General features: G+C 63.5%; 25 protein-coding genes, 1 tRNA gene and 1 pseudogene. 11 read left to right on the forward strand and 16 right to left on the reverse strand.

From position 1 onward, the window contains the following. Positions 1 to 170: 170 nt before the first annotated feature. Positions 171 to 247: transfer RNA gene (locus ASD63_RS15300), tRNA-Arg, on the forward strand. A gap of 287 nt (positions 248 to 534) precedes the next feature. Here the strand turns inward: ASD63_RS15300 and ASD63_RS15305 are convergent. From ASD63_RS15305 to ASD63_RS15335, 7 genes are all read right to left on the reverse strand, one after another. Then, on the reverse strand, positions 535 to 912 hold the full coding sequence (locus ASD63_RS15305) for a MerR family transcriptional regulator (protein WP_034797291.1): 378 nt from the start codon (positions 910 to 912) through the stop codon (positions 535 to 537). Between the two features lie 492 nt (positions 913 to 1,404). Beyond that, complete coding sequence (locus ASD63_RS15310) at positions 1,405 to 1,836, reverse strand: DUF1810 domain-containing protein (RefSeq protein WP_034797283.1); 432 nt, start codon at positions 1,834 to 1,836, stop codon at positions 1,405 to 1,407. A gap of 39 nt (positions 1,837 to 1,875) precedes the next feature. After that, complete coding sequence (locus ASD63_RS15315) at positions 1,876 to 2,862, reverse strand: aldo/keto reductase (RefSeq protein WP_034797279.1); 987 nt, start codon at positions 2,860 to 2,862, stop codon at positions 1,876 to 1,878. A 183-nt stretch (positions 2,863 to 3,045) separates the two neighbouring features. Then, positions 3,046 to 3,630: a YigZ family protein gene (locus ASD63_RS15320; protein WP_060529509.1), complete on the reverse strand. Its 585-nt coding sequence runs from the start codon at positions 3,628 to 3,630 to the stop codon at positions 3,046 to 3,048. A 219-nt stretch (positions 3,631 to 3,849) separates the two neighbouring features. After that, entirely contained in the window at positions 3,850 to 7,557 is a 3,708-nt protein-coding gene (putA, locus tag ASD63_RS15325; protein ID WP_034797273.1) for a trifunctional transcriptional regulator/proline dehydrogenase/L-glutamate gamma-semialdehyde dehydrogenase, read from the reverse strand. Between the two features lie 186 nt (positions 7,558 to 7,743). Further along, positions 7,744 to 8,058 (reverse strand): YkgJ family cysteine cluster protein, encoded by a 315-nt coding sequence (locus ASD63_RS15330; RefSeq protein WP_034797263.1) that lies wholly within the window; start codon positions 8,056 to 8,058, stop codon positions 7,744 to 7,746. A 40-nt stretch (positions 8,059 to 8,098) separates the two neighbouring features. Further along, positions 8,099 to 8,905: a phosphodiesterase gene (locus ASD63_RS15335; protein ID WP_034797261.1), complete on the reverse strand. Its 807-nt coding sequence runs from the start codon at positions 8,903 to 8,905 to the stop codon at positions 8,099 to 8,101. A 200-nt stretch (positions 8,906 to 9,105) separates the two neighbouring features. On the opposite strand from ASD63_RS15335, the gene ASD63_RS15340 reads away from it, so the two are divergent. Beyond that, positions 9,106 to 10,140, forward strand: coding sequence for a proline racemase family protein (locus tag ASD63_RS15340; protein ID WP_034797259.1), 1,035 nt, complete (start codon positions 9,106 to 9,108; stop codon positions 10,138 to 10,140). A 92-nt stretch (positions 10,141 to 10,232) separates the two neighbouring features. Here the strand turns inward: ASD63_RS15340 and ASD63_RS36775 are convergent, their stop codons facing one another. Beyond that, a complete protein-coding gene (locus ASD63_RS36775; RefSeq protein WP_309139233.1) occupies positions 10,233 to 10,571 on the reverse strand; it encodes a tetratricopeptide repeat protein in 339 nt (112 codons plus the stop codon). Next, positions 10,548 to 11,093, reverse strand: a pseudogene (locus ASD63_RS36780) (sel1 repeat family protein); the annotation flags it as partial. The pseudogene ASD63_RS36780 and the gene ASD63_RS36775, both read right to left, overlap by 24 nt. A 210-nt stretch (positions 11,094 to 11,303) precedes the next feature. Between ASD63_RS36780 and ASD63_RS15350 the strand changes: the two are divergent. Next, positions 11,304 to 11,927: a FecR family protein gene (locus ASD63_RS15350; RefSeq protein ID WP_034797608.1), complete on the forward strand. Its 624-nt coding sequence runs from the start codon at positions 11,304 to 11,306 to the stop codon at positions 11,925 to 11,927. Between the two features lie 48 nt (positions 11,928 to 11,975). Here the strand turns inward: ASD63_RS15350 and ASD63_RS15355 are convergent, their stop codons facing one another. Genes ASD63_RS15355 through ASD63_RS35475 form a run of 3 tightly spaced genes read right to left on the reverse strand, consistent with a single transcriptional unit; the run spans position 11,976 to position 14,705 of the window. Continuing rightward, positions 11,976 to 13,838 (reverse strand): CHASE2 domain-containing protein, encoded by a 1,863-nt coding sequence (locus tag ASD63_RS15355; protein WP_034797257.1) that lies wholly within the window; start codon positions 13,836 to 13,838, stop codon positions 11,976 to 11,978. A 5-nt stretch (positions 13,839 to 13,843) separates the two neighbouring features. Next, entirely contained in the window at positions 13,844 to 14,548 is a 705-nt protein-coding gene (locus tag ASD63_RS15360) for a Crp/Fnr family transcriptional regulator (RefSeq protein WP_034797255.1), read from the reverse strand. Next, positions 14,496 to 14,705 carry a hypothetical protein gene (locus tag ASD63_RS35475; RefSeq protein ID WP_159415575.1) on the reverse strand — a complete coding sequence of 70 codons (210 nt, stop codon included), beginning with the start codon at positions 14,703 to 14,705 and terminating at the stop codon, positions 14,496 to 14,498. The genes ASD63_RS15360 and ASD63_RS35475 overlap by 53 nt, the downstream gene beginning before the upstream one ends. A gap of 106 nt (positions 14,706 to 14,811) precedes the next feature. Here ASD63_RS35475 and ASD63_RS15365 point away from each other — a divergent pair, with 106 nt between their 5' ends. Continuing rightward, positions 14,812 to 15,234 carry a DoxX family protein gene (locus tag ASD63_RS15365; protein ID WP_034797251.1) on the forward strand — a complete coding sequence of 141 codons (423 nt, stop codon included), beginning with the start codon at positions 14,812 to 14,814 and terminating at the stop codon, positions 15,232 to 15,234. A gap of 73 nt (positions 15,235 to 15,307) precedes the next feature. On the opposite strand, the gene ASD63_RS15370 is transcribed toward ASD63_RS15365, so the two are convergent. Continuing rightward, positions 15,308 to 15,736 (reverse strand): RbsD/FucU family protein, encoded by a 429-nt coding sequence (locus tag ASD63_RS15370; protein ID WP_034797249.1) that lies wholly within the window; start codon positions 15,734 to 15,736, stop codon positions 15,308 to 15,310. Continuing rightward, positions 15,736 to 16,968: an ROK family transcriptional regulator gene (locus tag ASD63_RS15375; RefSeq protein WP_034797247.1), complete on the reverse strand. Its 1,233-nt coding sequence runs from the start codon at positions 16,966 to 16,968 to the stop codon at positions 15,736 to 15,738. The genes ASD63_RS15370 and ASD63_RS15375 overlap by 1 nt, the downstream gene beginning before the upstream one ends. Positions 16,969 to 17,310: 342 nt before the next feature. Here ASD63_RS15375 and ASD63_RS15380 point away from each other — a divergent pair, with 342 nt between their 5' ends. The 7 genes from ASD63_RS15380 (at position 17,311) to ASD63_RS15410 (ending at position 23,982) form a co-directional block, all read left to right on the forward strand. After that, the gene (locus ASD63_RS15380; protein ID WP_034797243.1) at positions 17,311 to 18,336 is read left to right on the forward strand and encodes a sugar ABC transporter substrate-binding protein; all 1,026 of its coding nucleotides are present in this window, start codon (positions 17,311 to 17,313) and stop codon (positions 18,334 to 18,336) included. Between the two features lie 198 nt (positions 18,337 to 18,534). Further along, on the forward strand, positions 18,535 to 19,620 hold the full coding sequence (locus tag ASD63_RS15385) for an ABC transporter permease (RefSeq protein ID WP_034797242.1): 1,086 nt from the start codon (positions 18,535 to 18,537) through the stop codon (positions 19,618 to 19,620). Continuing rightward, positions 19,620 to 20,402 carry an ATP-binding cassette domain-containing protein gene (locus tag ASD63_RS15390; protein WP_034797240.1) on the forward strand — a complete coding sequence of 261 codons (783 nt, stop codon included), beginning with the start codon at positions 19,620 to 19,622 and terminating at the stop codon, positions 20,400 to 20,402. The genes ASD63_RS15385 and ASD63_RS15390 overlap by 1 nt, the downstream gene beginning before the upstream one ends. Further along, positions 20,399 to 21,019 (forward strand): nucleoside triphosphate hydrolase, encoded by a 621-nt coding sequence (locus ASD63_RS15395; protein ID WP_034797237.1) that lies wholly within the window; start codon positions 20,399 to 20,401, stop codon positions 21,017 to 21,019. The genes ASD63_RS15390 and ASD63_RS15395 overlap by 4 nt, the downstream gene beginning before the upstream one ends. Before the next feature lie 186 nt (positions 21,020 to 21,205). After that, positions 21,206 to 22,243 (forward strand): dihydroorotase, encoded by a 1,038-nt coding sequence (pyrC, locus tag ASD63_RS15400; RefSeq protein WP_034797236.1) that lies wholly within the window; start codon positions 21,206 to 21,208, stop codon positions 22,241 to 22,243. A 27-nt stretch (positions 22,244 to 22,270) separates the two neighbouring features. Continuing rightward, positions 22,271 to 22,963 carry an orotate phosphoribosyltransferase gene (locus tag ASD63_RS15405; protein ID WP_034797234.1) on the forward strand — a complete coding sequence of 231 codons (693 nt, stop codon included), beginning with the start codon at positions 22,271 to 22,273 and terminating at the stop codon, positions 22,961 to 22,963. A gap of 92 nt (positions 22,964 to 23,055) precedes the next feature. Continuing rightward, positions 23,056 to 23,982: a carbohydrate kinase gene (locus ASD63_RS15410; RefSeq protein ID WP_034797231.1), complete on the forward strand. Its 927-nt coding sequence runs from the start codon at positions 23,056 to 23,058 to the stop codon at positions 23,980 to 23,982. A gap of 3 nt (positions 23,983 to 23,985) precedes the next feature. On the opposite strand, the gene ASD63_RS15415 is transcribed toward ASD63_RS15410, so the two are convergent. After that, positions 23,986 to 24,198, reverse strand: a complete 213-nt coding sequence (locus tag ASD63_RS15415) for a helix-turn-helix transcriptional regulator (protein WP_034797229.1) — start codon at positions 24,196 to 24,198, stop codon at positions 23,986 to 23,988. 3 nt (positions 24,199 to 24,201) lie between these two features. Further along, complete coding sequence (locus ASD63_RS15420) at positions 24,202 to 24,756, reverse strand: DUF2975 domain-containing protein (RefSeq protein WP_060529510.1); 555 nt, start codon at positions 24,754 to 24,756, stop codon at positions 24,202 to 24,204. Between the last annotated feature and the right edge of the window lie 470 nt (positions 24,757 to 25,226).

The raw sequence follows: 25,226 nt of genomic DNA on the forward strand, positions 1-25,226 counted from the left end.
CGGCACCCCTTACTTTCCAGCGGGTTCAGCGCCGGCGCGGTTGCCTCGGTCCACAGCAAAGCGGGCGTGCCGTCGTAAAAATGAAATTTTTTACAGAACGGCGCTTGCAATCCCCGAAAGGACCCTTTAGAGAACCGCTCACGCAAGCGGTTCGACCGCTTCAGGCAAAAGCACCCGTAGCTCAGCTGGATAGAGCACCAGACTACGAATCTGGGGGTCAGGAGTTCGAATCTCTTCGGGTGCGCCATTCTTTTCAAAGACATAGATGATGTCTAGATCCGGTTCTTCCGGATCGCCACTTGGGTCGCGCGTCGCGACCTTGCGTTTCGCGACGCGCCTCTCACATCCTTCAAGTGTCGTCATGAGATCGAGCCCTGCGATCGCGGATCGCCAAGGAGAGCGCTCAAGAAGCTGACGCTGCCGACAACGGAAGCGGAGTCGGCGCGGGCCGAGCCAGTAGGGCAAGTGAACCTATTAGCGTAACCTGACGTCAAGTGTAGATTAAGCATATGCCAAATCCAATTGGTGCCGCGCTTACTTTTGCCGCGCCTCGGAGATCAGCCCGTGCATGCGGGCGATGTTGTTTTCGAGGTCCCGTTTGAATGCAGAGAGTTCGTCGAGTTGGGCGTTCGTCTTGTCGAGTTGGGCTTGCAGGATTTCCAGCACGCGCTCCTTGCCCCGGATGCCGCTTGCATCCTCGAAATAGAGGTCGATGACAGCGGCGATCTCGTCGAGGCTGAGACCGAGACGTTTCAGCGCCGCGATCTTCTCCAGTCGTTTCGCGGCGGTCTCGTCATAGTATCGGTAGCCGGCCCCTTCGCGCTCGGCCGGCTTCACCAGGCCCAGCCGCTCGTAGTAATGGATCGTGCGGTGGCTGACGCCGGCCCGTTCCGACAGTTCCCCAATTTGCATGAGCGACGACAATCCGGCACCTATCTAAAGCTGACGTTGGGTGTAGATTTAGAAGGCAATCTACCATTCGTCAATGGCTGTCGTGCCGCTTGTTTCGCGCGCGTCAGCGGGAGCTCCGGCAACGCTGACCCTCGAAAGGATTAGGAGACAATAATATATGTTAGTATATAATGATTTACACTGCTCGCGCGCGGTGTCGCGGCGGCAATGAGCCGGGCTGCAACGATCAAGAATCCGATCACGAAAGCGCGGGCGGGTTCACGATCTTTTGACGCCGAAGTGTGAAAATCGGTCCCTCGGCTTCCTATATGAAGGAGGAAGGGGCCGCTGAAGAAAGGAGGTGCCGATGTATCGCTATATGATGAAAGAACTGCTGGTGATTGTTGCTGGCCTTTCGGTTTGTGCCTTCATGATCCTGTTCTTCCTGATCCATTCGACGCCCAACCTCTGACGGTCGCCGAAACGCGCATCTTGAGCGCTTGAACGCCGGCATCAATGCCGTTGCGCCAGGATTTCCATAGTGCGCCGATCCTTCTCTCCCGCGAAATAGCGCGCAAGCGCCGCTCCGAACGGCCCCCCGTCTTTCTCGACCTCGGCAAACAGGGTCATCGATGACCGGAACTTCATGTCATCGGGGCTGGAGAAAATGTCGTGGGCCGATCTGCCCGTAACCGCATTGGTCCGCTCGGTGCATTCGCGCAGCCTGGGGCCGAGCACCGGATGGGCGAGATAGGCCGACGCTTCGCCGAGCCCGGATATCGCATAGCGCTCTGCCATTGCCGAATGGCCAAGGCCAGCAAGCTGCGGAAAGACGAACCACATCCAGTGCGTTCGCTTTTGGCCGTGCGCGAGTTCATCGAGGACCGCGGCATAGACGCGGTCCTGTGCGGTGACGAACCGCTGCAGATCGAAGGGATCGCTCATGTCGCTGCCCCCTTGGTCGCCCCGTCGGTGAGGCGTCAGTTACCAGCGATCATGAACATGAACCTTCACCAGCCGCGCGTAAACCGCGGCAATCGCCGCCTTGGTCTCGTCGTCGATGGCGGCAAGCGCGCTGGCAGCGGCGTTGGATTGCGCCTGAGCCTCATTGCGGGCGCCCGGGATCACCACGGAGACCGCCTGCTGCTCGAGGATCCAGCGGAGCGCAAACTGCGCCATCGGCACGCCCTCGGGCACCAGCGGGCGAAGCTGCTCGACGGCTTCCAGCGCCGCCTCGAACGGCACACCGGCAAAAGTCTCGCCGACATCGAAGGCTTCGCCATGGCGGTTGAAGTTGCGGTGGTCGTCGGCTGCGAATGCGGTATCCTTGCTGATCTTGCCGGAAAGCAGCCCCGAGGCGAGCGGCACGCGCACGATGACGCCAACATTCTTTTTCTGCGCTTCCGCGAAGAACAGCTCGTGCGGACGCTGGCGGAAGATGTTGTAGATGATCTGCACGGTCGCAACGCCGGGATATCCGATCGCCTTCAGCGCTTCCTCTACTTTTTCGACTGAGACGCCATAGTGGCGGATCTTGCCCTTGGCAACGAGCCGGTCGAGCGCGCCGAACAGTTCCGGCCTATAGTAGACCTCGGTCGGCGGGCAATGTAGCTGCACCAGATCGAGCGTCTCGACGCCGAGATTTGAAAGGCTGCGGTCAATGAAGGCCTCGATGTTTTCGCCAGTATAGCCTTCGGTAACATGCGGGCTCAGCCGGCGGCCGGCTTTGGTTGCGACGAAGGGCTTGTCGCCCCCGCGCTCCTTCAACACCGCTGCAATGATCTTTTCGGAGCGGCCGTCGCCATAGACATCGGCGGTGTCAACGAAGGTGACGCCAGCATCGAGCGCGGCATTGAGCGCGCGCTTGCCGTCTGCCTCGCTGACATCGCCCCAGGAGCCGCCAATTTGCCAGGCGCCGAAGCCGATTTCGGATATGGTTGCGCCGGTCTTGCCAAGAACTCTCGTCTTCATCGTGCTGTCTCCTGTTTGTGCGTCGCGGATCATACGCTGGCTGGGGCGCTTCTAATATGACTGTTCGGATCGAGTAAATTAGCGCGGGACGTGGCGCAGGATACCGCGCACATTTTTCGGCAGTGACCCGTTCGTTACGGTCGGTGCTGCGTCATGGGGTTTCTCGGACCTAAGAGGCAGAGGCTAGTCGTCCAGCGAAACCACGGCCTTGCCGCGGCTGAGGTCAACGACCATGGCGAGGATCGCCTCCGCCTCGTCCTTGCGAACCTCCACCGTCAGCACGGGCCCCTTGTCGGTGAAGCTCTCATTGATGATCGCCACATCGCGCGCGAGAAGCCGCGCCTTGATCAGCGCCATGTCGGAAAAGTCGAGGGCGACGGTGGCGCGCACGGTCTCGATCATCTCGATCTTTTCCGCCGCCCTGAGGCACAGCGCCGCCGTGCCGCCATAGGCGCGCACCAGGCCGCCGCTGCCGAGCAGGATGCCGCCGAACCAGCGGGGGACCACGACCGCGACGCGGTCGAGATCCTGGCCGTCTATGGCCGCGAGGATCGGTTTCCCGGCCGTGCCGCTCGGCTCGCCGTCGTCGCTGAAGCGATAGGCCTGGCCGATGCGCCAAGCCCAGCAATTGTGGTTGGCGGTGGGGTCGGAGTGGGAGGCGAGGAAGTCTTTTGCCGCCTGCTCATCGGCAATGGGCGCGGCAAAGGCCAGAAACCGGCTCTTCTTGACGTCCTGGTTTGCCGTTTCGATGCGCTTGAGGGTGAACATGGCTGCTTCCGTTTCTCAGACGCTGATAACGGATTGTTGGGGGCGGCGCCACGGTGGATGCAGCTTGTGCTCTGGTAGATGCGGTCACGATGGAGACCGCACACACTTCGCCGTTGTCCCGGAACGAGTGCAGGGGCGAGGACGCCCTATTGGTGAAATGTCAGTCAGTTTAGCCCTCTCCCACGACGGGAGAGGGCGCTTCGCAAGATATGGAACCGATCAGCCGATCGCCATCAGGCTGGCATTGCCGCCGGCCGCTGCCGTGTTGATCGAGGTCGAGACCTCCTCGAGCAGCCAGTTCAGGCAATAGGCGTCGGGGTTCTTGACGATCTCTTCGCTCGAAGCCGCCTGGACGAGAACGAGCGGGCCGGGAAGGCCGGCGATCGTCTTGCTGACTTCGCGCACGCGGGCGCCGTCACCTTCGACGAGCGCGCCTGCGAACGGACCGTCGGCGGCCCAATCCTTCGACCAGGAAAGGCGTGCGGCGATGCTCGCCGGCAGATCCTTCAGCGAAGCATGCAGACCGGAAGCCGCGTCGACGACGACGGTGTTGCCGGTCGCAAGGGCGGCACCCAGCTGGTGGTAGAGGCCGGTTTCGGTGGTCGGAACCAGCAGCACGCGGCCACGCGGATGCAGCGCATAGAGGTTGCGCTCGCCGACCGGGCCCGGAAGTTCCGAGTGAAGCCCGAGGGCCGAGTTGCTGCCGGCGGTGCGGGCGGCTTCGGCTTCCGCCTTTTTACCCTTGCCGTCGAGCCACTTGGCAAAGTCGAGCAGAACAGGATCGGTGTGAACCGAGCTGTGCTGCGGCGGGACCGGGGCGGTGGCGACGAGGCGGCCGAGATAGAGCGGGCCGCCAGCCTTCGGGCCGGTGCCGGAGAGGCCACGTCCGCCGAAGGGCTGAACGCCGACGACGGCGCCGATTACGTTGCGGTTGACGTAGAGGTTGCCCGCCTTCACCCGCGAGGTGACGTGGGCGATGGTCTCGTCGAGGCGCGTGTGCAGACCGAAGGTGAGGCCGTAGCCGGTGGCGTTGATGTCGTCGATCAACCGGTCGAGATCGTCGCGGCGGTAGCGGATGACGTGCAGAACCGGACCGAAGACTTCGCGCTTGAGGTCCGAGAGCTTGTCGAGCTCGATGATCGTCGGCGGCACGAAGGTGCCCTGTTCGGTGCCGGAAGCAAGGCCGATCTGCTCGACTTTGCGGCCGAGGCCGCGCATGGCATCGATGTGCTTCTCGATGATGCCCTTGGCCTCAGCGGTGATAACAGGGCCGACATCGACCGAGAGCCGGTCGGTGCGGCCGATCTTGAGCTCATGCAGCGCACCCTTCAGCATCGAAAGCGTGCGGTCGGCAACGTCTTCCTGCAGGCAGAGAACACGCAGCGCCGAGCAGCGCTGGCCGGCGCTGTCGAAGGCCGAGGCGATGACGTCGCCGACGACCTGTTCGGCAAGTGCCGAGCTGTCGACGATCATGGCGTTCTGGCCGCCGGTTTCGGCAATCAGCGGGATCGGCCGGCCGGCGGGCGACAGTCGATCGGCAAGCTGCGCCTGGATCAGGCGGGCGACTTCGGTCGAGCCGGTGAACATCACGCCGGCGATCTCAGGCGCGGCAACGAGCGCCGCACCGATGCGGCCGTCGCCGGGGAGCAGCTGCAGCGCGTCGGCGGGAATGCCGGCCTCGTGCAGAATGCGCACGCCTTCGGCGGCGATCAGCGGGGTTTCTTCAGCGGGCTTCGCCAGCACCGGGTTGCCGGCGACGAGCGCGGCGGCAATCTGGCCGGCGAAGATCGCCAGCGGGAAGTTCCATGGGCTGATGCAGACGATGGGACCAAGCGCCTTGTGAGCCGGGCCGAGCGTGCGACGCGTCTGTTCGGCGTAGTAGCGTAGGAAGTCGATCGCTTCGCGCACTTCGGCAATGGCGTTCGGCAGCGACTTGCCGGCTTCGCGGGCGATGAGGCCGAGCAGGGTTGGCATGCGCGCCTGCATCAGGTCGGCAGCGCGGGTAAGGCAGGCGGCGCGCTCGGCGGGCGAGACGGCGGCCCAGCTCGCGGCGGCCTTGGCGGCAAGCGTCGCTGCCTGGCGGGCGTCGGCTTCCGATGCCTCGGTGACCGAGCCGACCACGTCGCGGTGGTCGCCGGGGTTGACGACGGCGCGGGTTTCGCCGGAGGCAGGCCCCGTTGCCAGCTGCGGAACGGCCTTCCAGTTAACCGTCGCACTTGCCTGGAGCGCTGCGGTCAGCGAGGTCAGGCCGGCTTCGTTCGAAAGGTCGAGACCGGCGGAGTTGCGGCGCGTGTCGCCGAAGAGGTTGTCGGGCAGCGCGATCTGGTCGTGCGGTGCGCCGACGACCGGCATCGCGCGCACGATCTCGACCGGATCGGCAATCAGTTCGTCGACCGAGACCTTCGGGTCGGCGATGCGGTTGACGAAGGAGGAGTTCGCACCGTTTTCGAGCAGGCGGCGAACGAGATAGGCAAGCAGCGTCTCGTGCGTGCCGACCGGCGCGTAGATCCGGCAGGGACGGTCGAGATTGCCCTTGCCGACCACCTCGTCATAGAGCGGCTCGCCCATGCCGTGCAGGCACTGGAACTCGTACTTGCCGACCTTGAAGTCCTTGCCGGCCATTTCGTAGATGGTCGCCAGCGACTGCGCATTGTGGGTCGCGAACTGCGGGAAGATCACGTCGGTTGCGGCCAGCAGCTTCTTGGCGCAGGCGATGTAGGAGACGTCGGTGTAGATCTTGCGGGTATAGACCGGGAAGTCTTCGAGACCGTCGAGCTGCGCGCGCTTGATCTCGGCGTCCCAGTAGGCGCCCTTGACGAGGCGCACCATGACGCGGCGGCCGGCGCGGCGCGCAAGGTCGATGATGAAGTCGAGCACGTATGGGCAGCGCTTGCCATAGGCCTGGACGACGAAGCCCATGCCGGCCCAGCCGGCGAGATCCTTGTCGAGGCAGAGTTCTTCGAGCAGGTCGAGCGAAAGTTCGAGACGGTCGGCTTCCTCGGCGTCGATGTTGAGGCCGATGTCGTATTTCTTGGCGATAACGGCGAGCGCCTTCACCTTCGGCAGAAGCTCTTCCATGACACGCGACGCCTGCGAACGGGCGTAGCGCGGGTGCAGCGCCGAAAGCTTGATCGAGATGCCGGGGCCTTCATAAATGCCGCGGCCGGCCGATGCCTTGCCGATGGCATGGATCGCCTGCTCGTAGTCACGGTAGTAACGCTCCGCGTCGGCAGCCGTCGTCGCCGCTTCGCCGAGCATGTCGTAGGAATATCGGAAGCCCTTCTGCTCGAGTGCGCGCGAACGGCGCAGCGCCTCGTCGATGGTTTCGCCGGTGACGAACTGTTCGCCCATCATGCGCATTGCCATGTCGACGCCGCGGCGGATGACCGGCTCGCCGCAGCGGGCGATCAGGCGGGTGAGCGCGGCGGAAAGGCTGCGGTCGTTGACGGTTGAGGTCAGCTTGCCGGTGACGACGAGACCCCAGGTGGCGGCGTTGACGAACAGCGAGCGGCCACCGCCGATATGCGACTTCCAGTCGCCGTCGGCGATCTTGTCGCGGATCAGCGCGTCACGGGTTGCGGTGTCCGGAATGCGCAGCAGCGCTTCGGCCAGGCACATCAGCGCCACGCCTTCCTGGCTGGAGAGCGAATATTCCTGCACGAGGCCTTCGACGCCCGAACCCTTGTGCTTGGCGCGTAGCGCCTCGATCAGCTTGCGCGCCGTCTTGGCGGCGGCCGCACGGGTGGTGGCGTCGAGCGTTGCGGCTTCGACCAGTGCCGGCAGCGCTTCCGTTTCCGGCCGGCGGTAGGCGGCGGTGATCGCCTGGCGCAGCGTGCTCTGCGGTCGGACTGGCGGGGCGAACTCGGCAAACGGAGCCTGAGGCGCGCCGGTCTCTGCAGTGGTCTTGTGAAGCGGTGTCTGGCTCATCGAGCGCTATCCTCCGGGAAGCGGTTTTGAAGGCGCGGCGCGCCCTCGATCGTGGGCGGAAAATACGCTTCCTTTCGCCGTACATCCATCCGGCAAATTTGATCTTTAGCGGAATGTTTCACCGTCCCACGCGCGCGGCGCCGCAGAGGATGCGGAATGTTCGCAATATCGCCGGATGATCCGGTGTTATGCGGCCTTGCCGAAATGCTTCTCGCGGGCCATCAGGCACTCGTCATCGCCCGGCATGCAGGTGCGACAGACGATCGGTCGGATCGCGTAGATCTTGCAGCCGACATGGTCGCCGAGCTTGCCGTTGAGCGCCAAGCAGCGATCGTCCTCGCAACGCATGCCGCCGAGATCGGCGGACACATACTCCGCCGGGATCAGGTCGAGCTCCTCGTCCGTCTCCAGCGAGAAACGCGGCCAGTCGGCCGAATAGGCGCAGCAGGCGCCGCAGCTCTGGCAATCGAAGCTTTCGTCGAGGGATACGGGTTCGGTCATGCCGTCAAACTAGCATGAAGGCCGTGCGTTCGAAATGGCCTTACGCGATGGCGGCATCCCGGCGAGCGATCTCGTAGTCCTCCGTATGCACCAGCACGCCATCGGCGGTCACGACAGCGATGCCATAGGCCGCCGGCTCGTCGACCGACAGCGACGCGTCCGGTGCGTCGAAGGGCATCGGCTGCTGGTGCACCGGGCTCTTGAAGACCGAGAAGGGAATGCCGCGGGAAGAACCACTGATCGTGCGGTGCACATGGCCGGCGAAGATGTGCCGGACATTGCCGTGCCGTTTGACGAGATCATAAAACTCCGCCTCGTTGGCGAGCCGGATCATGTCCATGCCGCTAAAGCCGGTCCTGTGCGGCGGGTGATGCATGAAGATGAGCACCGGCCGGTCGCCGGCATCGGCCAATTGCCGGTCGAGCCAGGCGAGCCGCTTGGCGCAAAGTACGCCGGCATGGCTGGTCGGATAATCATAGGGCGGGGCAAACAGCGTATCGAGCAGGAGGACGCGGCAGTCTGCAAAATCGATCGCCTGCTGCACGAAGCCGTTCTCGTCGGTCTCGGCATCGGCAAAGACGTCGCGGAACACCTCGCGCCGGTCATGATTGCCGATGGTGATGGCGACCGGCGGCGTAAGCTGATCGATGAGCCGCTTCAGGCGCTCGTAGGACGCGCGGTCCGCGTAGTGGGTGAGGTCGCCCATGAAGACCACCCGGTCTGCGTCCGCATGGTAGCGGTTGACATGCGCGATGCCGTTGGCCAGCCGCTGATGGGGGTCAAGGCCGATGATTGTTGTACCCTCGGGCACCATATGCAGGTCGGTGAAGATGATCAGCTTTGTCATGGAGTTCCAGAGGGTTGCGTCCGATTGGCCCAAGCTGTCGCGCCGACGGGCGTGCGTCAAGCCGCATCTTTGGGCTCGACAGACGAACTGCGGCCCGCGGTTTTTCTTGCGGGCGCCCGCGGAAAGCGGTAATGCAGGCGCATCTGATATATCAGCCATGGTCGCCGCTAAGGCTATGGCAAACGCGTTGGAGAAACGGCATGCGGTGGAAGCGCACGATCCAGTTGCTGGACGTTCATTGCGAGGGTGAAATCGGCAAGGTCGCGATCGGCGGCGTGCCGAAGATCCCGGGCAACTCGATCGCCGAGCAGCTCAACCATATCAACACGGTCGATGACAGCCTGCGCCGGTTCCTGTGCCTGGAGCCGCGCTCCGGCTCGATCGGATCGGTCAACCTTTTGGTGCCGCCGAAGCGGCCGGAAGCTGATGCCGGCTTCATCATCCTGCAGGCCGACCAGGCCCATGCCATGTCCGGCTCGAACTCGATCTGCGTCACGACCGCGCTCTTGGAATCCGGCATCATAGAGATGAAGGAACCCGAGACCGTCGTCATGCTCGACACTGCCTCCGGCCTCGTCAAGGCGACCGCCACCTGCCGCGACGGCCGCTGCGAAAAGGTGAAGCTGACGATGGTGCCGTCCTTCGTGCATGAGCTCGACGTCGAGGTCGACACGCCGAAGTGGGGCAAGATCAAGCTCGATCTCTGCTACGGCGGCATCTTCTACGCCCTGGTCGATGTCGGCCAGATCGGTACCACGATCGACAAGGCGAACGCCCGCGAGATCGTCGAAGCCGGCATGATCCTGAAGGACATCGTCAACCGCACCATCCCCGTCGTTCATCCGGAAATCCCGGAGATCAAGGGCGTCGCCTATGTGATGTTCCGCGATGTCGAGGCTGACGGCACGATCCGCACCTGCACCACGATGTGGCCGGGCCGCGTCGACCGCTCGCCTTGCGGCACGGGCAGCTCCGCCAACCTTGCGACGCTGCATGCGCGCGGCAAGGTCAAGGTCGGTGACGTCCTGAAGTCCCGCTCGATCATCGGTTCGGAATTCGAAGTGGGCCTCGAAGGGGTCACGACTGTTGCCGGTCGCGAGGCGATCATCCCGACCATTGCCGGTCGCGGCTGGACCTTCGGTCTGCACCAGGTGGCGCTCGACCCGTTCGATCCGCTGGCCGATGGCTTCGCGCTCACCGATACCTGGGGGCCGCAGGCAGGCGAAATCCGCTAGTCGGTCGCGTTCTTAGGGGGTGTTCTAAACGAAAACGCGGGCCGAAGATCATGGGATCTCCGACCCGCGTGGCCCTTGGGAGGCGTGTTCGATTACTTGATGCGGCTTGCCTTGGGGAGCATGGCTGTCTCAAACCCATCGCTTACGCTGAGTGCGGCGAGCTTCTGGCCGGCAAACGCATCGCCTTCATTGGCGGCCTTGCGGAAGATTTCCCGTGCCGCGGGGATGTCCTTGTTGATGCCTTCGCCGTTCTCGAGCATCAGGCCGAGATTGACCATGGCATCGACATTGCCCCTGTCGGCGGCAAGCCGGTAGAACTTGGCGGCCTTCGCGTTGTCCTCAGCGACCAGCTTTCCTTCATCAAGGATGACCGCGAGATTGAAGGCGGCGACGTCGTCGCCGGCGAGGGATGCCCGCTCGAACCATGCGATCGCGAGTTCGCCGTTGACCGAAGTTCCCATGCCGTCGCGATAGGAGACGCCGAGATTGTAGGCGGCGAGAATGTTGCCGGCGGCGGCGGCCTTCTGGTTCAGCGCGAATTCGGTGGCGGTATCGCCTTCTTCGCCGACGAGAACGGCATAGTTGGTCATGGCCAGCGCGTGGCCATGTTCGGCGGCTTCGCCGAGAATGCGTTGCGACTGGATCTTCTGGCCGGCCTTGTCGAGAACGCGGGCCAGCTGAAACTCGGTGCGGGCGCCACTCTTCTGGTTATAGGCCTCGCGGCAGGCCGACAGCGCGACGCCGATCTTGATGTCCTCAGTGGCAACGGCCGGGAAGACCATATTGCGTTGCAGGTCGAAAATGCTGCCTGCCTCGCGGTCGCAGACGTCGGCTGCGGAAAGCTCGGCGGCGCGGGCTGAAGGAAGTGCGATCGCAGCAACCGCCAGCAAGCTGACGACAGCCAGGAATACGGCGTTGATGATGCGGGTGCCGGATGCGCTGCGATTTTCCATGAAGCTCTCCCTTCTCTTGACGGTGAACTTATCCCTGCTCGTTGGAGACGGCTGTTCCGGCGGGAACAGCCCGGCAACGAAAGCTCGGGCGAAGTGGGGAGGGACTGCTGCGGGCCGGCCCTGCGCCCGCTTGCATCCGGGAGCGCCGGGGCTATCCTCGCAAGGCGGCAGCGATACGGGAGATAAGCGATGGAAGATCTGGCAGCGTCGATGCGCAAGATGCTGGTGAGCCGGCGCGTCGTCGTCGGCGGTCTGTTGCTGACGGCGGCCGGCGGTGGTGCTACGCCCGCCTGGGCAGGCTCAGCCCTTGGCGAGGCAACGGAGATCCGCGGCGATGTCCGGCTGAGGCAGGCAAAAAAGGATAAGCCACTCGCCGTCGGCGGTCAGCTGTTCGAGAACGACCGCGTGCACACGAACGCCGAGAGTTTTGCAACCTTGAATCTGGGCACGGATACGCGCGTGCTTCTGGGCGCCGAAACCGAACTGCTCGTCGATAGCTTCATTGCCGGGCAGGGCGGCACGCTCGAGCTTGGAACGGGCCGCATGGTCTTCGACCGGCCTGAGGGGTTGCCGAAGGTCGATGTCGCCGTCCGCACGGCCTTCGGCATGATCGGCGTGCGCGGCACCAAGTTCTTCTGTGGTCCGAGCCGGGCCGCCTTTGCCGTCTTCGTCGAACATGGAAGCGTTTCGGTCGCGCGCGGCGGCGTAACCAAGATCGTCGCTGCGGGGCAGGGGGTGGAGTTTCATCATCGCGGGGACGTCCCGAGCGAGCCCGCCAACTGGGGCGAGGCGCGCATCAAGGAGGCCTATGCCAGCGTCGGCCTGACGCGCTGAGCTGACGCCGACATTATCCGAAGCGGCGGGTGCAGACGGCGCGCCGCCTCAGTCGGCGACCGTGAACAGTTCCATCGTCGAGAACCCGCGGATCTCGTGGCTGCCAAGCGGGCGAAGCGGCCTTTTGCTTTCCTGAGCGGCAGCGGGCCCGACGCAGATCGCCGTGCCGAGAAACTTGTTTGCCTCCTGAAGGCGTGCCGCCAGATTGATCGCATCGCCGTGGGCCGTGTAGTCGAGCTTGCCGCCGGCGCCGACCTCGCCGACGACGGCCGGTCCGGTCTCGATCCCGATCCGCGTACGGCCGAAACCGTTGGAGGCGAACTGCGGACGCCTGCGCATCTCTTCCGTCAGCGCATGGATCGCCTTGGCGCAATCGATGGCCCTGTCGACATGATCAGCCAGATCCTCCGGGGCGTTGAAGAACGCGTGCACCGCATCGCCCACCACCTTGTCGACCATGCCGCCATGGTCGGCTACCAGCGCGTTGACTTCGGCAAAATAGATGTCGAGCAAGGCGATGAGCTCCCGCGGCTTGAGCCTCTGCGACAGAGTGGAAAAGCTCTCGATGTCGGTAAAGAGCGCGGTCACCTGGCGCTCCTCGCCAGCCATGCGGGCAAGTCCGGGATTGTCGATGTAGCGGGCGACCACCGACTGCGGCAGATATTGCGAAAACTTCTGCCGGGCCGTCGCTTCCGCGCGCCGGACCTGGGCAAATTGCAGGACGCTGGTCACCGCGAGGACGGCAATAAGCGCGACCGAGACGCTGACGGCATCGATGAGCCAGCCGCTGGCATCGTAGACGACGGCAGATGCAGCGACCGCGGCGGCGACGGTGCAAAGGCCGAGCGCCGCCGATGTCAGCGGCCGCAGGCGGGTGGCGGCAAAGGCGATGCCGAGGCCGGCGACAAGTGCGGCCACGGCTTCGGCAAGCGGCAATCGGCCGTCGCGCTGCGGCAGGAAGCCGGTCATGATCGCGTTGGCGATGTCGGCGTGGATCTGCACCGAGGGTTCGAGCGGCATCGAGGCGCTCGGTCTGAGGCCTCCGAGGCTTGGCAGGCTGCTGCCGATCAGCACGAGTTTGCCGGCGAAGCGTTCGGGCAAAGCCTTGCCGGACAAGACGTCGGCCGCCGAAACCGTACGTTCGCTGAGCCGTTCCTGAGAACTTGCGACGAAACGCAGGCTTCCGGTGTCGTCGAGCAAGATCGTTTGCCCGTCGATGCGCATCCAGGCCGGCTGGCCGCCGAGGATGGGCGTGCCGCCGCCCCGCATCTGCCGGGCCGCTTCGATCGCCAGCGTCGGATAGGCGTCGTTGCCGAGGATGGCATAGGCCTGAACCCGGCGTATGCGCGCATCCTCGTCGCCGACGAGAAACGAGGCCGCCGCCGCACTCGCCTGATCCATGAAGGCCCGGCATGACGTTTCCGCGCCGTCGAGAAACCACAGTTCGGGCGCGGTGAAGGGTCGGCTGAGCGCCAGCGGCGGCACGGGACGCGGCAGCTCCTGCACCGTATCGGCGACGAGAAAACCGAGAACGACGGCGGTCTTCGAAAGTGCTGCGGCAAGCGCCGGGTTGCCGTCGGAGCTGGGGTCGCAATCGGCGCTGAAGACGAAATCGACTGCAATCACCTTGGCGCCCGCGGTCGCGAGTCGCGACAGAAGCTCGGCGGTCGCTGTCCGGTCCCATTCACCCGAAGGGCGCGACTGGTGGGCCTGCCGGTCGATGTCGACGACGACGAGGTCGGGCGACTGGGGGGCAGGAACCCATTGCGTCAGACTGTCGAAGAACAACTCGCGCTGGGTTTCGAACAGCGGTCCGGCGTAGAGATAGAGTGCTATGGCCGCAAGCAGGCTCGTGAGGCAACCGCCGGCGAGCGGCGTGAAACGCAAACGCCGGCGTGGCTCAACGACCATGCGGTCTAGTCCTCCTCGGGGTCAGCGATGCTCTGCAGGCGACCGACCTTGCAGGCGATGATGCCTTCGTTGCGCTTGATCGCACCGCTCTCCTCAAGCCACTGGATGGCGCGGTTGACCTTGGGTCGGCTGGCGCCGAGCACGCCGGCGATGTCCGTCTGGCTCATGGTCAGCCTGAGATTGGCACTTTCCGGCAATTCGTTGCCGTGGATCTGCCGGAGGGTCGCGAGGAAGAAGCGCGCCACCCGGGCGTTGAGGTCGTAAAGCGCGATGGTTTCCAGCCGCTCCGTCGTGTCGCGAAGCTGGGCGCAGAGAAAGCGGATGACCGCTTCGGCCGCCTCCCGTCGATTGGTGACGATGTCGAGAAAGGCCTTCTTGCCGATTACATAGCCCTCGGAGGCGGTCGTGGCGGTCGCATCGGCCGAACGGGTCTGACCGTCGAGCACCGCCATCTCGCCGAAGATCGCGCCGGCTTCGTGCTGGCGCAGCATCAGTTCGCGGCCCTGCGGCGTGATCAGCGACAGCTTGATGCGCCCGGAGATGACGACAATCATGTAATTGCCTTCGTCTCCGCGCTGGAAGATCACGGTGCCGGCCGGCCATTTCCGATAGGTCGCGATATTGGCAAGTTCGGCGATAGCGTCCTTGTCGAATTCTTCAAAGATCGGAAACGAGCGCCAGAATGCCGGGCTCCTGTTGATTTCGTTCATGACATTCCCCCGCGCGGCGTCCCCTGCCGCGCCGAAATTCTTCGCCCAGCCGCTCCGTCGTTGCAACATAAAAGAACGAGGCGCCGTCGTTGTAGTTCCGCATTGCCTTGCAGTCCTGCGTCGAGAAGTGGCCGATAGAAGGTTGACGATGCGTCATCGGCGTTTCATTTTTGTGAACGATCTGTCGCCCGCGCAACGGCTAGATGATTTTGAAAATACTGATACTTCTGTTGCCAACGAACCGTTTCTCACAGGAGTCTTCCATGTCTCAGAATGTTGTCGTCCTCGTCGGACGCATCCTGCTTTCGATCATGTTTATCACGGCCGGTTTCGGCAAGCTCACCGATCCGTCGGCGACCGCCGGAATGATCACCGGTGCCGGCTGGCCCGCGCCGACGCTGCTTGCCTATCTCGCCGGCGCCTTCGAACTGGTTGCCGGTCTTGCCGTTCTCGTCGGTTTCCAGACGAAGATTGCGGCCTACCTGCTGGCGGCCTTCACGCTCGTGACCGCCTTCGTCTTCCATAGCGGTGCGATCAACATTCCGACCTTCCCGCCGGAAGCCAACGGCCTGCTGAGCGTCTTCAACAGCCTGATGATGATGAAGAACATCTCGGTCGCCGGTGGCTTCCTCGTGCTCGCCGCCTTTGGCCCGGGCGCGCTGTCGATCGACAAGCGCGGCGCCTGAGGCACGGATTTCACTTGATGAAATGCAAGGCCCGCCGGTTCGCCGGCGGGCTTTTTTCGTTGTGTGCGAAGTCTCAGGGATAAATCACGCCCTTGCGCAGGATGACGTTGCCGTAAAGCCGTGGCTCGCTCGTCTGGACCAGCGTGTGGGCGGCCCTGACGCGCGGATAGAAATCGGCGCCGAGCAGAGGCACAACGCGGCGGTTCGGTTCGTGCTTGCCGCAGCACGCGACGATCTCTTGGTGGACCGGGTCGAGCGTGTCCTTGTCCTGTTTGACAGTGGCGCGGAAGATCGCCTCGGGCACAAAATCGTCGATCGGCAAGACGCTCAAGATAGCGTCGAGCACGGGGATCAGCGGGTGCCCGTCGAGCCGGATGAGACGGCGCGCATGTTCCTGGCCGGGGTAGTTGCCATCCACCAGCGCGATCTCGTCGCCGTGGCCCATCGCTCGCAGCGTTGCGAGCAGTTCGGGACTGAGGATCGGGTTTAGGCCTTTCAGCATCAGCCGAGCTCCTTGAAGAGGACATTGGTGTCGAGCAGGTAGCGGGAAAAGAGCGGCAGGCTCGCGCCGCCGATGGCGCGCGCATGGCTGCCGACCATGCCTTCCACCAGTTCGGGAATGGTTACACCCTGAAGGTCGAGGTCGTAGAGCGCTTTGCGCGTGGCGGAAAGCAGCCGCGCCCGCACCCAGGGCGGGAAGCCGCCGTCGATGACGACGGCCGAGAAGTCGACGATCGAAACGGCGGAGACGACGGCCTGGGCGAGGGCTGCGCCGCAGTCGTCGATCCAGATGTCGAGCGGTTCGCCGAAGTCGATCCAGTCGTCGGCCGAGTACCAGAGCGGCCGCGGATCGATGCCGCGTTCGCGCAAGAGGTTTTCGAGCACGAAGACCGAGGCGATCTTGAGCAGCTGGATGGTCTTGCCGTCCTTGCCCGAGACCGGCAGCGGACCGACGGCGCCAGCCGTTCCTGTTCGCCCGGAGAAGAGTGCGGAGTTCAGCACAACACCGCCGCCGATGAACGAGCCGATATAGAAATAGACGAAATCCGGATAGCTGGCGCCGACGCCGAAGGCGAGCTCGGCACCGCAGGCGCTGGTGCCGTCGTTCTGCAGAAACACCGGATAGGTGGTACGGGCAGCGACCGCCGCCTGCAGGTCGACGTCGCGCCACCTGTTCATCTCTTCGCGCGGCGCGCCCACTTCTTCGGCCCAGTTCCAGAGCTCGAAGGGGGTGGCGATGCCGATGCCGGCGATGCGCTTGCGCTGGTCGGGGCCAAGCTGCTGTTCGAGCTTCGCCATGCCGGAAATGATGAAATCGACGAGGTCGCCGGGCAGTGGGTAGGCATGCACGTGGTGCAGATGCAGCCGGATGTTGCCGACGAAATCCATCAGCACCAGATCGGCGCTGCGCCGGCCGATCTTGACGCCAAAGGAATAGACCGCGTCTGGGTTGAGCCGCATCGGCGTCGAGGGCTGGCCGACCTTGCCTCTGACGGGATCGCCTTTGACCAGAAGGCCGTCGCTTTCGAGCGCGCGCATGATCACCGAAACGGTCTGCGCCGACAGGCCGGAGCGCCGGGCAATGTCGGCCTTGGAGAGGCCGCCGTGGCGCCGGACCAGCGACATGACCAGCCGTTCGTTGTAGGCGCGCACGCGCGTCTGGTTGGCGCCGCCGCTCGGATCGATGACTTCAGGTTGCGTCGGTCCCCGGTCGGGGCCGTCTGTCAGTGACATGCCACCGTCTCCTCCCGTTGGCATTGGATTATGTGAGCGGGATGCGGGCGCAAACCGCCTGCATAGTTCCTCACCCCGTTCTGCCGCCCGCTTGGCGCAGGTCTCTTGTTTCCACTTGTCGCGGCTCTGTCAATTTGGTCGGCGCGCCAATCCTCCGGTGGAGCGCTATCATCCCAAGAATGCCACATCGAAATAATAATTCAATTTGATTTATTTATTGACACTCCGGAAATTTAGTGTTTGTTTTTGTCTCGGAAGCGCCAGTTGCAGCGGAGGAGAATGCTGCGGTGGTGTAGCCAGGGCCGGTCCGCCGGCACGATTTTCAATCCTTGGGAGGATTTCATGAAGAAGACTGTTCTTTCCGCTGCTTTTGGCGCGCTGTCGCTTGGCGTTGTCTTCGCCATGCCCGCGCAAGCCGCCGATGTCGGCGCCTGCCTGATTACCAAGACCGACACCAATCCCTTCTTCGTCAAGATGAAGGAGGGCGCGACTGCCAAGGCCAAGGAACTCGGCGTGACGCTGAAGTCCTATGCCGGCAAGATCGACGGCGACCATGACAGCCAGGTGGCTGCGGTCGAATCCTGCATTGCAGACGGTGCCAAAGGCATCCTGATCGCCGCCTCCGACACCAAGGCGATCGTCGATCAGGTCAAGAAGGCGCAGGAAGCCGGTCTGCTCGTGATCGCGCTCGACACGCCGCTCGATCCGGCAACCGCCGCCGACGCGACCTTTGCCACCGACAACCTGCTCGCCGGCAAGCTGATCGGCCAGTGGGCAGCCGCCACCATGGGTGATGGTGCCAAGACCGCCAAGATCGGCTTCCTCGACCTGACGCCGTCGCAGCCGACAGTCGACGTTCTGCGCGACCAGGGCTTCATGATGGGCTTCGGCATCGACACGAAGGATCCGAACAAGATCGGCGACGAGGACGATCCGCGCATCGTCGGCCACGACGTCACCAACGGCAACGAGGAAGGCGGCCGCAAGGCGATGGAGAACCTTCTGCAGAAGGATCCTGATATCAACGTCATCCACACCATCAACGAGCCGGCCGCCGTCGGCGCTTATCAGGCGCTGAAGGCCGTCGGCAAGGAAAAGGACGTGCTGATCGTTTCGGTCGACGGCGGTTGCCCGGGCGTCAAGTCGGTCGCCGAAGGTGTCATCGGCGCAACCTCGCAGCAGTACCCGCTGATGATGGCGGCTCTCGGCATCGAGGCGATCAAGAAGTTCGCCGATACCGGTGAGAAGCCGAAGCCGACGGAAGGCAAGGACTTCTTCGATACCGGCGTCTCGCTCGTCACCGACAAGCCGGCAGCCGGCGTCGAATCGATCGATACCAAGGTCGGCACGGAGAAGTGCTGGGGCTGATTGCCCGCCTTCTACCGTCACCATGTAAAGGCAACGGAAGGGCGGCCCCGGCCGCCCTTCGCGTAAGCGCCGATGTCTTTGACAAGGCGACGAAAACCGCGCAGCTTTTAAAGAGTGCTATTGCCCGCGTCATTGTGGGCGGGCTGTGCACGACACCATCGCAACCCCTTGGGAGTGGGGTTCACGGGAGGAAGGTCCATGGGCGAGCCCAACACAGCCGCGCAGCCATCCCAGGAATTCGAGAAAGTCCTGGTCAACAGTTCGACGCAGGTCGCGTCGTTCGATACGCATGACAAGACAGCGGTCCAGAAGATCCAGCATTTCCTGCATTCGACGCCGGCCGCCGTGCCGTTCATCGTGCTGATTGCAGCGATCCTGATCTTCGGCATCGCCATCGGGGGTAAGTTCTTCTCGTCCTACACCCTGACCCTGATCCTTCAGCAGATCGCCATCGTCGGCATTCTTGGTGCCGCACAGACGCTGGTGATCCTGACCGCCGGCATCGATCTTTCGATCGGTGTCATCATGGTGCTGTCGGCTGTGATCATGGGCAATTGCGCCGTCACCTACGGCCTTCCGGCACCGATCGCGATCTTCATCGGCTTCGTCGTCGGCGGCGCCTGCGGCTTCCTCAACGGCTTCCTCGTCTCCAGGGTCAAGCTTCCGCCGTTCATCGTCACGCTCGGCACCTGGTATGTCATCATGTCGACGAACTTCATCTATTCGGCCAACGCGACGATCCGCGAGGCCGACGTGACGGCCGTCACCCAGATGCTCCACCTCTTCGGCGTCAGCTTCAAGGTGGGCTCCGCCGTCTTCACGCTCGGCGTGGTGATGATGGTCGTGCTGGTCTTCGGCCTCTGGTACGCGCTGAACCACACCGCCTGGGGCCGCCACCTCTATGCCGTTGGCGACGATCCGGAGGCGGCGAAGCTCTCGGGTATCCGCACCAGCCGCGTGCTTCTGAGTGCCTATACGCTTGCCGGCCTGATCGCGGCACTTGCCGCCTGGGTCTCGATCGGCCGCAATGGCTCGATCTCGCCGTCCGCCGCCGTCACCGACTACAATCTGCAGGCCATCACCGCAGCCGTGATCGGCGGCATCTCGCTCTTCGGCGGCCGCGGGTCGATCCTCGGCACACTGATCGGCGCGATGATCGTCGGCGTCGTCTCCATGGGGCTCAACATGCTCGGCGCCGATCCGCAGTGGAAAGTCTTCCTCACCGGCGTCTTGATCATCACCGCCGTCGCAATCGACCAATGGATCAGAAAGGTAGCAGGCTGATGGCTCAGGAACCCATTCTCACCGCGCGCGGCCTGGTCAAGCGTTACGGTCGCGTCACCGCCCTCGATCATGCCGATTTCGATCTCTATCCCGGCGAGATCCTCGCCGTGATTGGCGACAACGGTGCCGGCAAGTCCTCGATGATCAAGGCGATCTCCGGCGCTATCACGCCGGATGAGGGCGAGATCCGGCTTGAGGGCCAACTGATCAACTTCCGTTCGCCGATGGAAGCGCGAACGGCCGGCATCGAAACGGTCTATCAGAACCTGGCGCTGTCGCCGGCGCTGTCGATCGCCGACAACATGTTCCTCGGCCGCGAAATCCGCAAACCTGGCATCATGGGCAAGCTTTTCCGCACCCTCGATCGCGCGGAAATGGAAAAGCGGGCGCGGGCGAAACTGTCCGAACTCGGGCTGATGACGATCCAGAACATCAACCAGGCGGTGGAAACGCTCTCGGGCGGCCAGCGCCAGGGCGTGGCCGTGGCGCGGGCCGCGGCCTTCGGCTCCAAGGTGGTGATCATGGACGAGCCGACGGCGGCACTCGGCGTCAAGGAAAGCCGGCGGGTGCTGGAGTTGATCCTCGACGTGCGCTCGCGCGGCCTGCCGATCGTCTTGATCTCGCACAACATGCCGCATGTGTTCGAGGTGGCCGACCGCATCCACGTTCACCGTCTCGGCAAGCGTCTCTGCGTCATCAATCCGAAGGAGCATACGATGTCGGATGCGGTTGCCTTCATGACCGGGGCGAAGGAGCCGCCGCGCGAGGCGCTTGCGGCATGAATGTCGAGCCGATTGCAAACGAAATCCTGAAACGGGCGGCCGGTGCCGCCCGCTTCGTCGTCGCCATCGCCGGGCCGCCCGGTGCCGGGAAGTCGACGCTGGCCGAGGCGCTGGCCGAAACCCTGGTTGCCGGCGGCGAAAGGGCGGCGGTTCTGCCGATGGACGGCTTTCACATGGACAATGCCGTTCTTGAGGAAAAAGGTCTCCTCCCACGGAAGGGGTCGCCGGAGACATTCGACGTCAGGGCTTTTCTTTCGACGGTCGCCGCGGTGCGCGCCAATGACGGCGAGGTGCTGGTTCCGGTCTTCGACCGCTCGCGCGAGATCGCGATCGCCTCTGCCAGGATCGTTGCGCCCGAGACCCGCATCATCCTGGTCGAGGGCAACTACCTGCTGCTCGACGAGGCGCCGTGGGACAGGCTCGAAGGCGCCTTCGATTTCTCGATCTTCATCAATCCCGGCGTGGCAGAACTGGAGCGGCGGCTTTTGCAGCGCTGGTTCGATCACGGCTATGACGAGGAAGCGGCGAAGCGCAAGGCTCTCGGTAACGACATCCCGAACGCGCATCGCGTGGTCGACCATCAGCGGGCGGCGGATCTGGTGCTTGCGGATTTCTGAGCGATGGTCGGATTGCGGATTGTGTTTGCGGGCGCATTGGTGATATCGAGACGCGGTTCCACCACATGAGAAACCGCCCGCCACCCGCGTACCCGCCGGCTCGCAAAGCTGCGCGCGCGGATCGGGCGCGAGCCCGGGGCTGCGGTTTTCCGTCTGCGCCTGCTCTGACCTAGGAGAACGCTGACCATGCAAGACCTCGTTATCCGCCGCCCGGATGATTGGCACCTTCATTTGCGCGACGGCGACATGCTGAAGGGCGTTATCGCCGATACCAGCCGCCATTTCGCCCGCGCGATCATCATGCCCAACCTGGTGCCGCCTGTCGTCACGACCGCAGACGCCTCCGCCTATCGCGAACGTATCGTCTCAGCGATCCCGGCCGGGGACCGGTTCGAGCCGCTGATGACGCTCTACCTGACCGCAGGCACCAATCCCGACGACGTCGAAGCCGGCCACAAGAGCGGTCTCGTCAAGGCGGTCAAGCTCTACCCGGCAGGTGCGACGACCAACTCGCACAGCGGCGTGCGCAACATCGACGAGGCGATGCCGGTGCTGGAGCGCATGGCAAAGATCGGCCTGCCGCTCTGCGTGCATGGCGAAGTCACCAGCTCTGATGTCGACATCTTCGACCGCGAGGCCGTGTTCATCGAGACCGTGCTCGATCCCTTGCGCAAGCGCCTGCCGGAACTGAAGGTGACGATGGAGCACGTCACCACCAAGGACGGCATCGACTACATCAAGGCGTCGAAGGCGAACCTCGCGGGTTCGATCACCACCCATCACCTGATCATCAACCGCAACGCCATTCTCGTCGGTGGGATCAAGCCACACTATTACTGCCTGCCGGTCGCCAAGCGCGAGAACCACCGCCTGGCATTGCGCGCGGCTGCCGTCTCCGGCGACAAGCGCTTCTTCCTCGGCACGGACTCCGCACCGCACGTCGATCCGCTGAAGGAATGCGCCTGCGGCTGCGCCGGCATCTACACCTCGATCAACACCATGAGCTGCCTGGCGCATGTGTTCGAAGAGGAGGGCGCGCTCGACAAGCTCGAAACTTTCGCCTCGCTGAACGGTCCCGCCTGGTACGGGCTGCCGGTGAACGAGGAAACGATCACGCTCAGGAAACAGGCAGAGGCTGTCACCTATCCCAAGAAGATCGAGACCGGTGCCGGTCCGGTCACCGTTTTCGATCCGATGTTCCCGCTGCACTGGGCCGTCGTTTGATCGCTTGAAGTTTTGAAGGAGAGTTTGATGTTTTCCAACGCGTTCACCGACAAGGCCGTCATGGCCGAGCTGGTCGCCAAGATGCTCTGGGAGATCAAGGCCGTGCATTTCAGCGCCGACAAGCCCTACAAGCTGTCGTCCGGCATGGCGAGCCCCGTCTATATCGACTGCCGCAAGCTGATTTCCTATCCGCGCATCCGTTCGGCGGTGATGGATTTTGCTGCAGCGTCGATCCTGCGCGAAGCCGGTTTTGAGAAGTTCGACATGGTTGCAGGCGGCGAAACCGCCGGCATTCCCTTCGCCGCCATGCTTGCCGAACGTCTCGGTCTGCCGATGATCTATGTGCGCAAGGCGCCCAAGGGCCACGGCCGCAACGCCCAGATCGAAGGCCATATGCCGGAAGGCGCCCGCGTTCTCGTCATCGAGGACCTGACGACGGCTGGTGGCTCGATGTTCAAGTTCATCGACGCGATCCGCGCAGCCGGTGGCATCGTCGACCACGGCATTGCGCTCTTCTACTACGACATCTTCCCGGAAGCGGTCGGCGAGATGAAAGGCAAGGGCGTCGACCTGCACTGGATCGCCACATGGCGCAACGTGCTTGCGGTCGCCCGCGAGCAGAAGCTGTTCGACGAAAAGACGCTCGGTGAGGTCGAGGCCTTCCTCAACGCGCCGCTCGCCTGGTCGGGCCGCAACGGCGGCGTCAGCGCCTTGGCGTAATCTCTGGCGAGGCCTCGGTTCTGCCGGGGCCTCGTAGCGTCTTCAGTCATAATTTTTAAATCGATTGAAAATCTGTCGAGGAGGATAAGCCGATGATCGTATGCTGCGGAGAAGCGCTGATCGACATGCTGCCGCGGGACACGACCGCGGGCGAGAGTGCCTTTGCGCCCTATGCCGGCGGCGCGATCTTCAACACGGCGATCGCCCTTGGCCGCCTCGGCATCCAGACCGGCTTTTTCACGGGTCTCTCCGACGACATGTTCGGCGATATCCTGCGCGACACGCTGAAGGCAGCGAATGTCGATTTCGGCCCCTGCGCGACGCTGTCGCTGCACACGACGCTTGCCTTCGTCAAGCTGGTCAACGGCCATGCCAGCTACGCCTTCTTCGATGAAAACACTGCCGGCCGCATGATCACCCGCGAGCACCTGCCAACGCTCGGCGATTTCTGTGAGGCACTGCATTTTGGCGCGATCAGCCTGATCCCCGAGCCCTGCGGCTCGACCTACGAAGCATTGATGACGCGCGAGCATGAAAAGCGGGTCATTTCTTTCGATCCGAATATCCGCCCCGGTTTCATCAAGGACCGAGAGGCTCATCTCGCCCGCATGAACCGCATGGCGGCGATGTCGGATATCATCAAGTTCTCCGACGAGGATCTTGCCTGGTTCGGCATGGAGGGCAGCCACGACGATCTCGCCGCCGATTGGCTGAGGCGCGGCCCCAAGCTGGTGCTGATTACCAAGGGCGCCGATGGCGCCGTCGGTTATACCGCCCGCCACAAGGTCGAGGTTGCCGGTGAGCGCGTGACCGTGGTCGATACGGTCGGTGCCGGCGACACTTTCGATGCCGGCGTGCTGGCATCGCTGAAGCTCGCCGGTCTCCTGAGCAAGGCCGATGTCGCCGGCCTCACTGAAACCGCCGTTCGCAACGCGCTGGCGCTCGGCGCCAAGGCGGCGGCCGTCACGGTCTCGCGCGCCGGCGCCAACCCGCCGTGGAAGCATGAAATCGGTCTTTGATCGTTAGTCCGGGTCCGGGCGGTATTCCAGGATATCGCCCGGCTGGCAGTCGAGTGCTGCGCAGATCTTTTCCAGCGTGTCGAAGCGCACGCCCTTCACTTTTCCGGATTTCAGCAGCGAGATGTTCTGCTCGGTGATCCCCACCTGTTCGGCAAGATCGCGTGAACGAACCTTGCGTTTCGCCAGCATCACATCGAGATTGACGACAATCGGCATGGGCTAGACGAAGCTCCTGTTCTCCGCCTCGACCCCTGATGCTATGACCATGACATGGCCGAGGCCGACGACGAGCCCGGCCATTAGAAGCACGATCATCGTGCCGCCATTGATGTCGAACATCACCGCATGTCCCGTGGTGCCCGGGTTGTCATAGGTGACAGCGAGGATGCCGATCCCATTGCTGACGGTCATGCACAGCGAGCCGAAAAGGGCGGTCAGTCCCACCCGCCGCAACAGCACGCCATTGCGGCCGGACAGGATCTCGCCGCGCTGGAAGCTGTCGAAAAGCTGCCAGGCGAATGCGAGGCCGGCAATGACGAGCGCGTTGTTGATCGCGGCCAGAAAGGCGACGGTCCCGATGGCTCGATAGGACAGAGTGATGATCTCGACCCGAGGGAAGACGATGTCGCGAACGCCCTGTTCGAAGCCTTGCCGGTCGAAGATGATCTGCCAATGCGTGTAGACGACCGCCGAACAGAACAACGCTCCGCACAATATGATCATGAGCTTCATGAAGCGGCTGAGCTTGCGCAGCCTCTCGGCGGAGTTCGTCATACAAAGTCCCTTATCGTTTCACTTGTATTTTTATCGTAGAACAATAAATAATTGCCGTCAATTGTGATGTTGGATGCGGCCCTGGAGCTTTCCTGGCAGGAGGGGAGCGCGCCTGCGGAAAGCCAGAGCTATGCGCTCGACGTCCACGCGGGCAGTGTGCCGGCTGCGGCGCTCGGGAGCCGCGTGCCACCGGGAGAAACGCTCTATCTCCTGGCTCTCGCCGAAGCGGACGCTGCGCGCTTGCGGCTGTTGCAGGAAAAGATCGCACGCTCGAAACGGGGCGAGCCTAACCGCGGCAGCCTGTCGGCCGGTTCTCCGGACGTTGCCGAAAGGTCATGGTCAATGCCTGGATGCAGATGGGGTCGGACACGGACTATTTTCCGCTGCTGTTGAAGCTCGATCTGATGGAGGTGCTGAAACCCGGCGCCACGACGTTGCCGGGTTGTGCAAAATCACGAGGCCCGAGGCGC

This window comes from Ensifer sp. Root558, assembly GCF_001427045.1.
Classification (GTDB): Bacteria; Pseudomonadota; Alphaproteobacteria; order Rhizobiales; family Rhizobiaceae; genus Ensifer; species Ensifer adhaerens.

What these genes read in the sequence shown, in the direction of transcription:
- ASD63_RS15370 (WP_034797249.1), bottom strand. Translation starts at nt 15,736, where the DNA reads ATGCTGAAAGGCCTAAACCCGATCCTCAGTCCCGAACTGCTCGCAACG.
- ASD63_RS15380 (WP_034797243.1), top strand. Translation starts at nt 17,311, where the DNA reads ATGAAGAAGACTGTTCTTTCCGCTGCTTTTGGCGCGCTGTCGCTTGGC.
- ASD63_RS15320 (WP_060529509.1), bottom strand. Translation starts at nt 3,630, where the DNA reads ATGTTCACCCTCAAGCGCATCGAAACGGCAAACCAGGACGTCAAGAAG.
- ASD63_RS15350 (WP_034797608.1), top strand. Translation starts at nt 11,304, where the DNA reads ATGCGCAAGATGCTGGTGAGCCGGCGCGTCGTCGTCGGCGGTCTGTTG.
- ASD63_RS15405 (WP_034797234.1), top strand. Translation starts at nt 22,271, where the DNA reads ATGTTTTCCAACGCGTTCACCGACAAGGCCGTCATGGCCGAGCTGGTC.
- ASD63_RS15390 (WP_034797240.1), top strand. Translation starts at nt 19,620, where the DNA reads ATGGCTCAGGAACCCATTCTCACCGCGCGCGGCCTGGTCAAGCGTTAC.
- ASD63_RS15385 (WP_034797242.1), top strand. Translation starts at nt 18,535, where the DNA reads ATGGGCGAGCCCAACACAGCCGCGCAGCCATCCCAGGAATTCGAGAAA.
- ASD63_RS15340 (WP_034797259.1), top strand. Translation starts at nt 9,106, where the DNA reads ATGCGGTGGAAGCGCACGATCCAGTTGCTGGACGTTCATTGCGAGGGT.
- ASD63_RS15355 (WP_034797257.1), bottom strand. Translation starts at nt 13,838, where the DNA reads ATGGTCGTTGAGCCACGCCGGCGTTTGCGTTTCACGCCGCTCGCCGGC.
- ASD63_RS15310 (WP_034797283.1), bottom strand. Translation starts at nt 1,836, where the DNA reads ATGAGCGATCCCTTCGATCTGCAGCGGTTCGTCACCGCACAGGACCGC.
- ASD63_RS15360 (WP_034797255.1), bottom strand. Translation starts at nt 14,548, where the DNA reads ATGAACGAAATCAACAGGAGCCCGGCATTCTGGCGCTCGTTTCCGATC.
- ASD63_RS15305 (WP_034797291.1), bottom strand. Translation starts at nt 912, where the DNA reads ATGCAAATTGGGGAACTGTCGGAACGGGCCGGCGTCAGCCACCGCACG.
- ASD63_RS15375 (WP_034797247.1), bottom strand. Translation starts at nt 16,968, where the DNA reads ATGTCACTGACAGACGGCCCCGACCGGGGACCGACGCAACCTGAAGTC.
- ASD63_RS15395 (WP_034797237.1), top strand. Translation starts at nt 20,399, where the DNA reads ATGAATGTCGAGCCGATTGCAAACGAAATCCTGAAACGGGCGGCCGGT.
- pyrC (WP_034797236.1), top strand. Translation starts at nt 21,206, where the DNA reads ATGCAAGACCTCGTTATCCGCCGCCCGGATGATTGGCACCTTCATTTG.
- ASD63_RS15410 (WP_034797231.1), top strand. Translation starts at nt 23,056, where the DNA reads ATGATCGTATGCTGCGGAGAAGCGCTGATCGACATGCTGCCGCGGGAC.
- ASD63_RS15415 (WP_034797229.1), bottom strand. Translation starts at nt 24,198, where the DNA reads ATGCCGATTGTCGTCAATCTCGATGTGATGCTGGCGAAACGCAAGGTT.
- putA (WP_034797273.1), bottom strand. Translation starts at nt 7,557, where the DNA reads ATGAGCCAGACACCGCTTCACAAGACCACTGCAGAGACCGGCGCGCCT.
- ASD63_RS15365 (WP_034797251.1), top strand. Translation starts at nt 14,812, where the DNA reads ATGTCTCAGAATGTTGTCGTCCTCGTCGGACGCATCCTGCTTTCGATC.
- ASD63_RS15315 (WP_034797279.1), bottom strand. Translation starts at nt 2,862, where the DNA reads ATGAAGACGAGAGTTCTTGGCAAGACCGGCGCAACCATATCCGAAATC.
- ASD63_RS35475 (WP_159415575.1), bottom strand. Translation starts at nt 14,705, where the DNA reads ATGACGCATCGTCAACCTTCTATCGGCCACTTCTCGACGCAGGACTGC.
- ASD63_RS15330 (WP_034797263.1), bottom strand. Translation starts at nt 8,058, where the DNA reads ATGACCGAACCCGTATCCCTCGACGAAAGCTTCGATTGCCAGAGCTGC.
- ASD63_RS15335 (WP_034797261.1), bottom strand. Translation starts at nt 8,905, where the DNA reads ATGACAAAGCTGATCATCTTCACCGACCTGCATATGGTGCCCGAGGGT.
- ASD63_RS15420 (WP_060529510.1), bottom strand. Translation starts at nt 24,756, where the DNA reads ATGACGAACTCCGCCGAGAGGCTGCGCAAGCTCAGCCGCTTCATGAAG.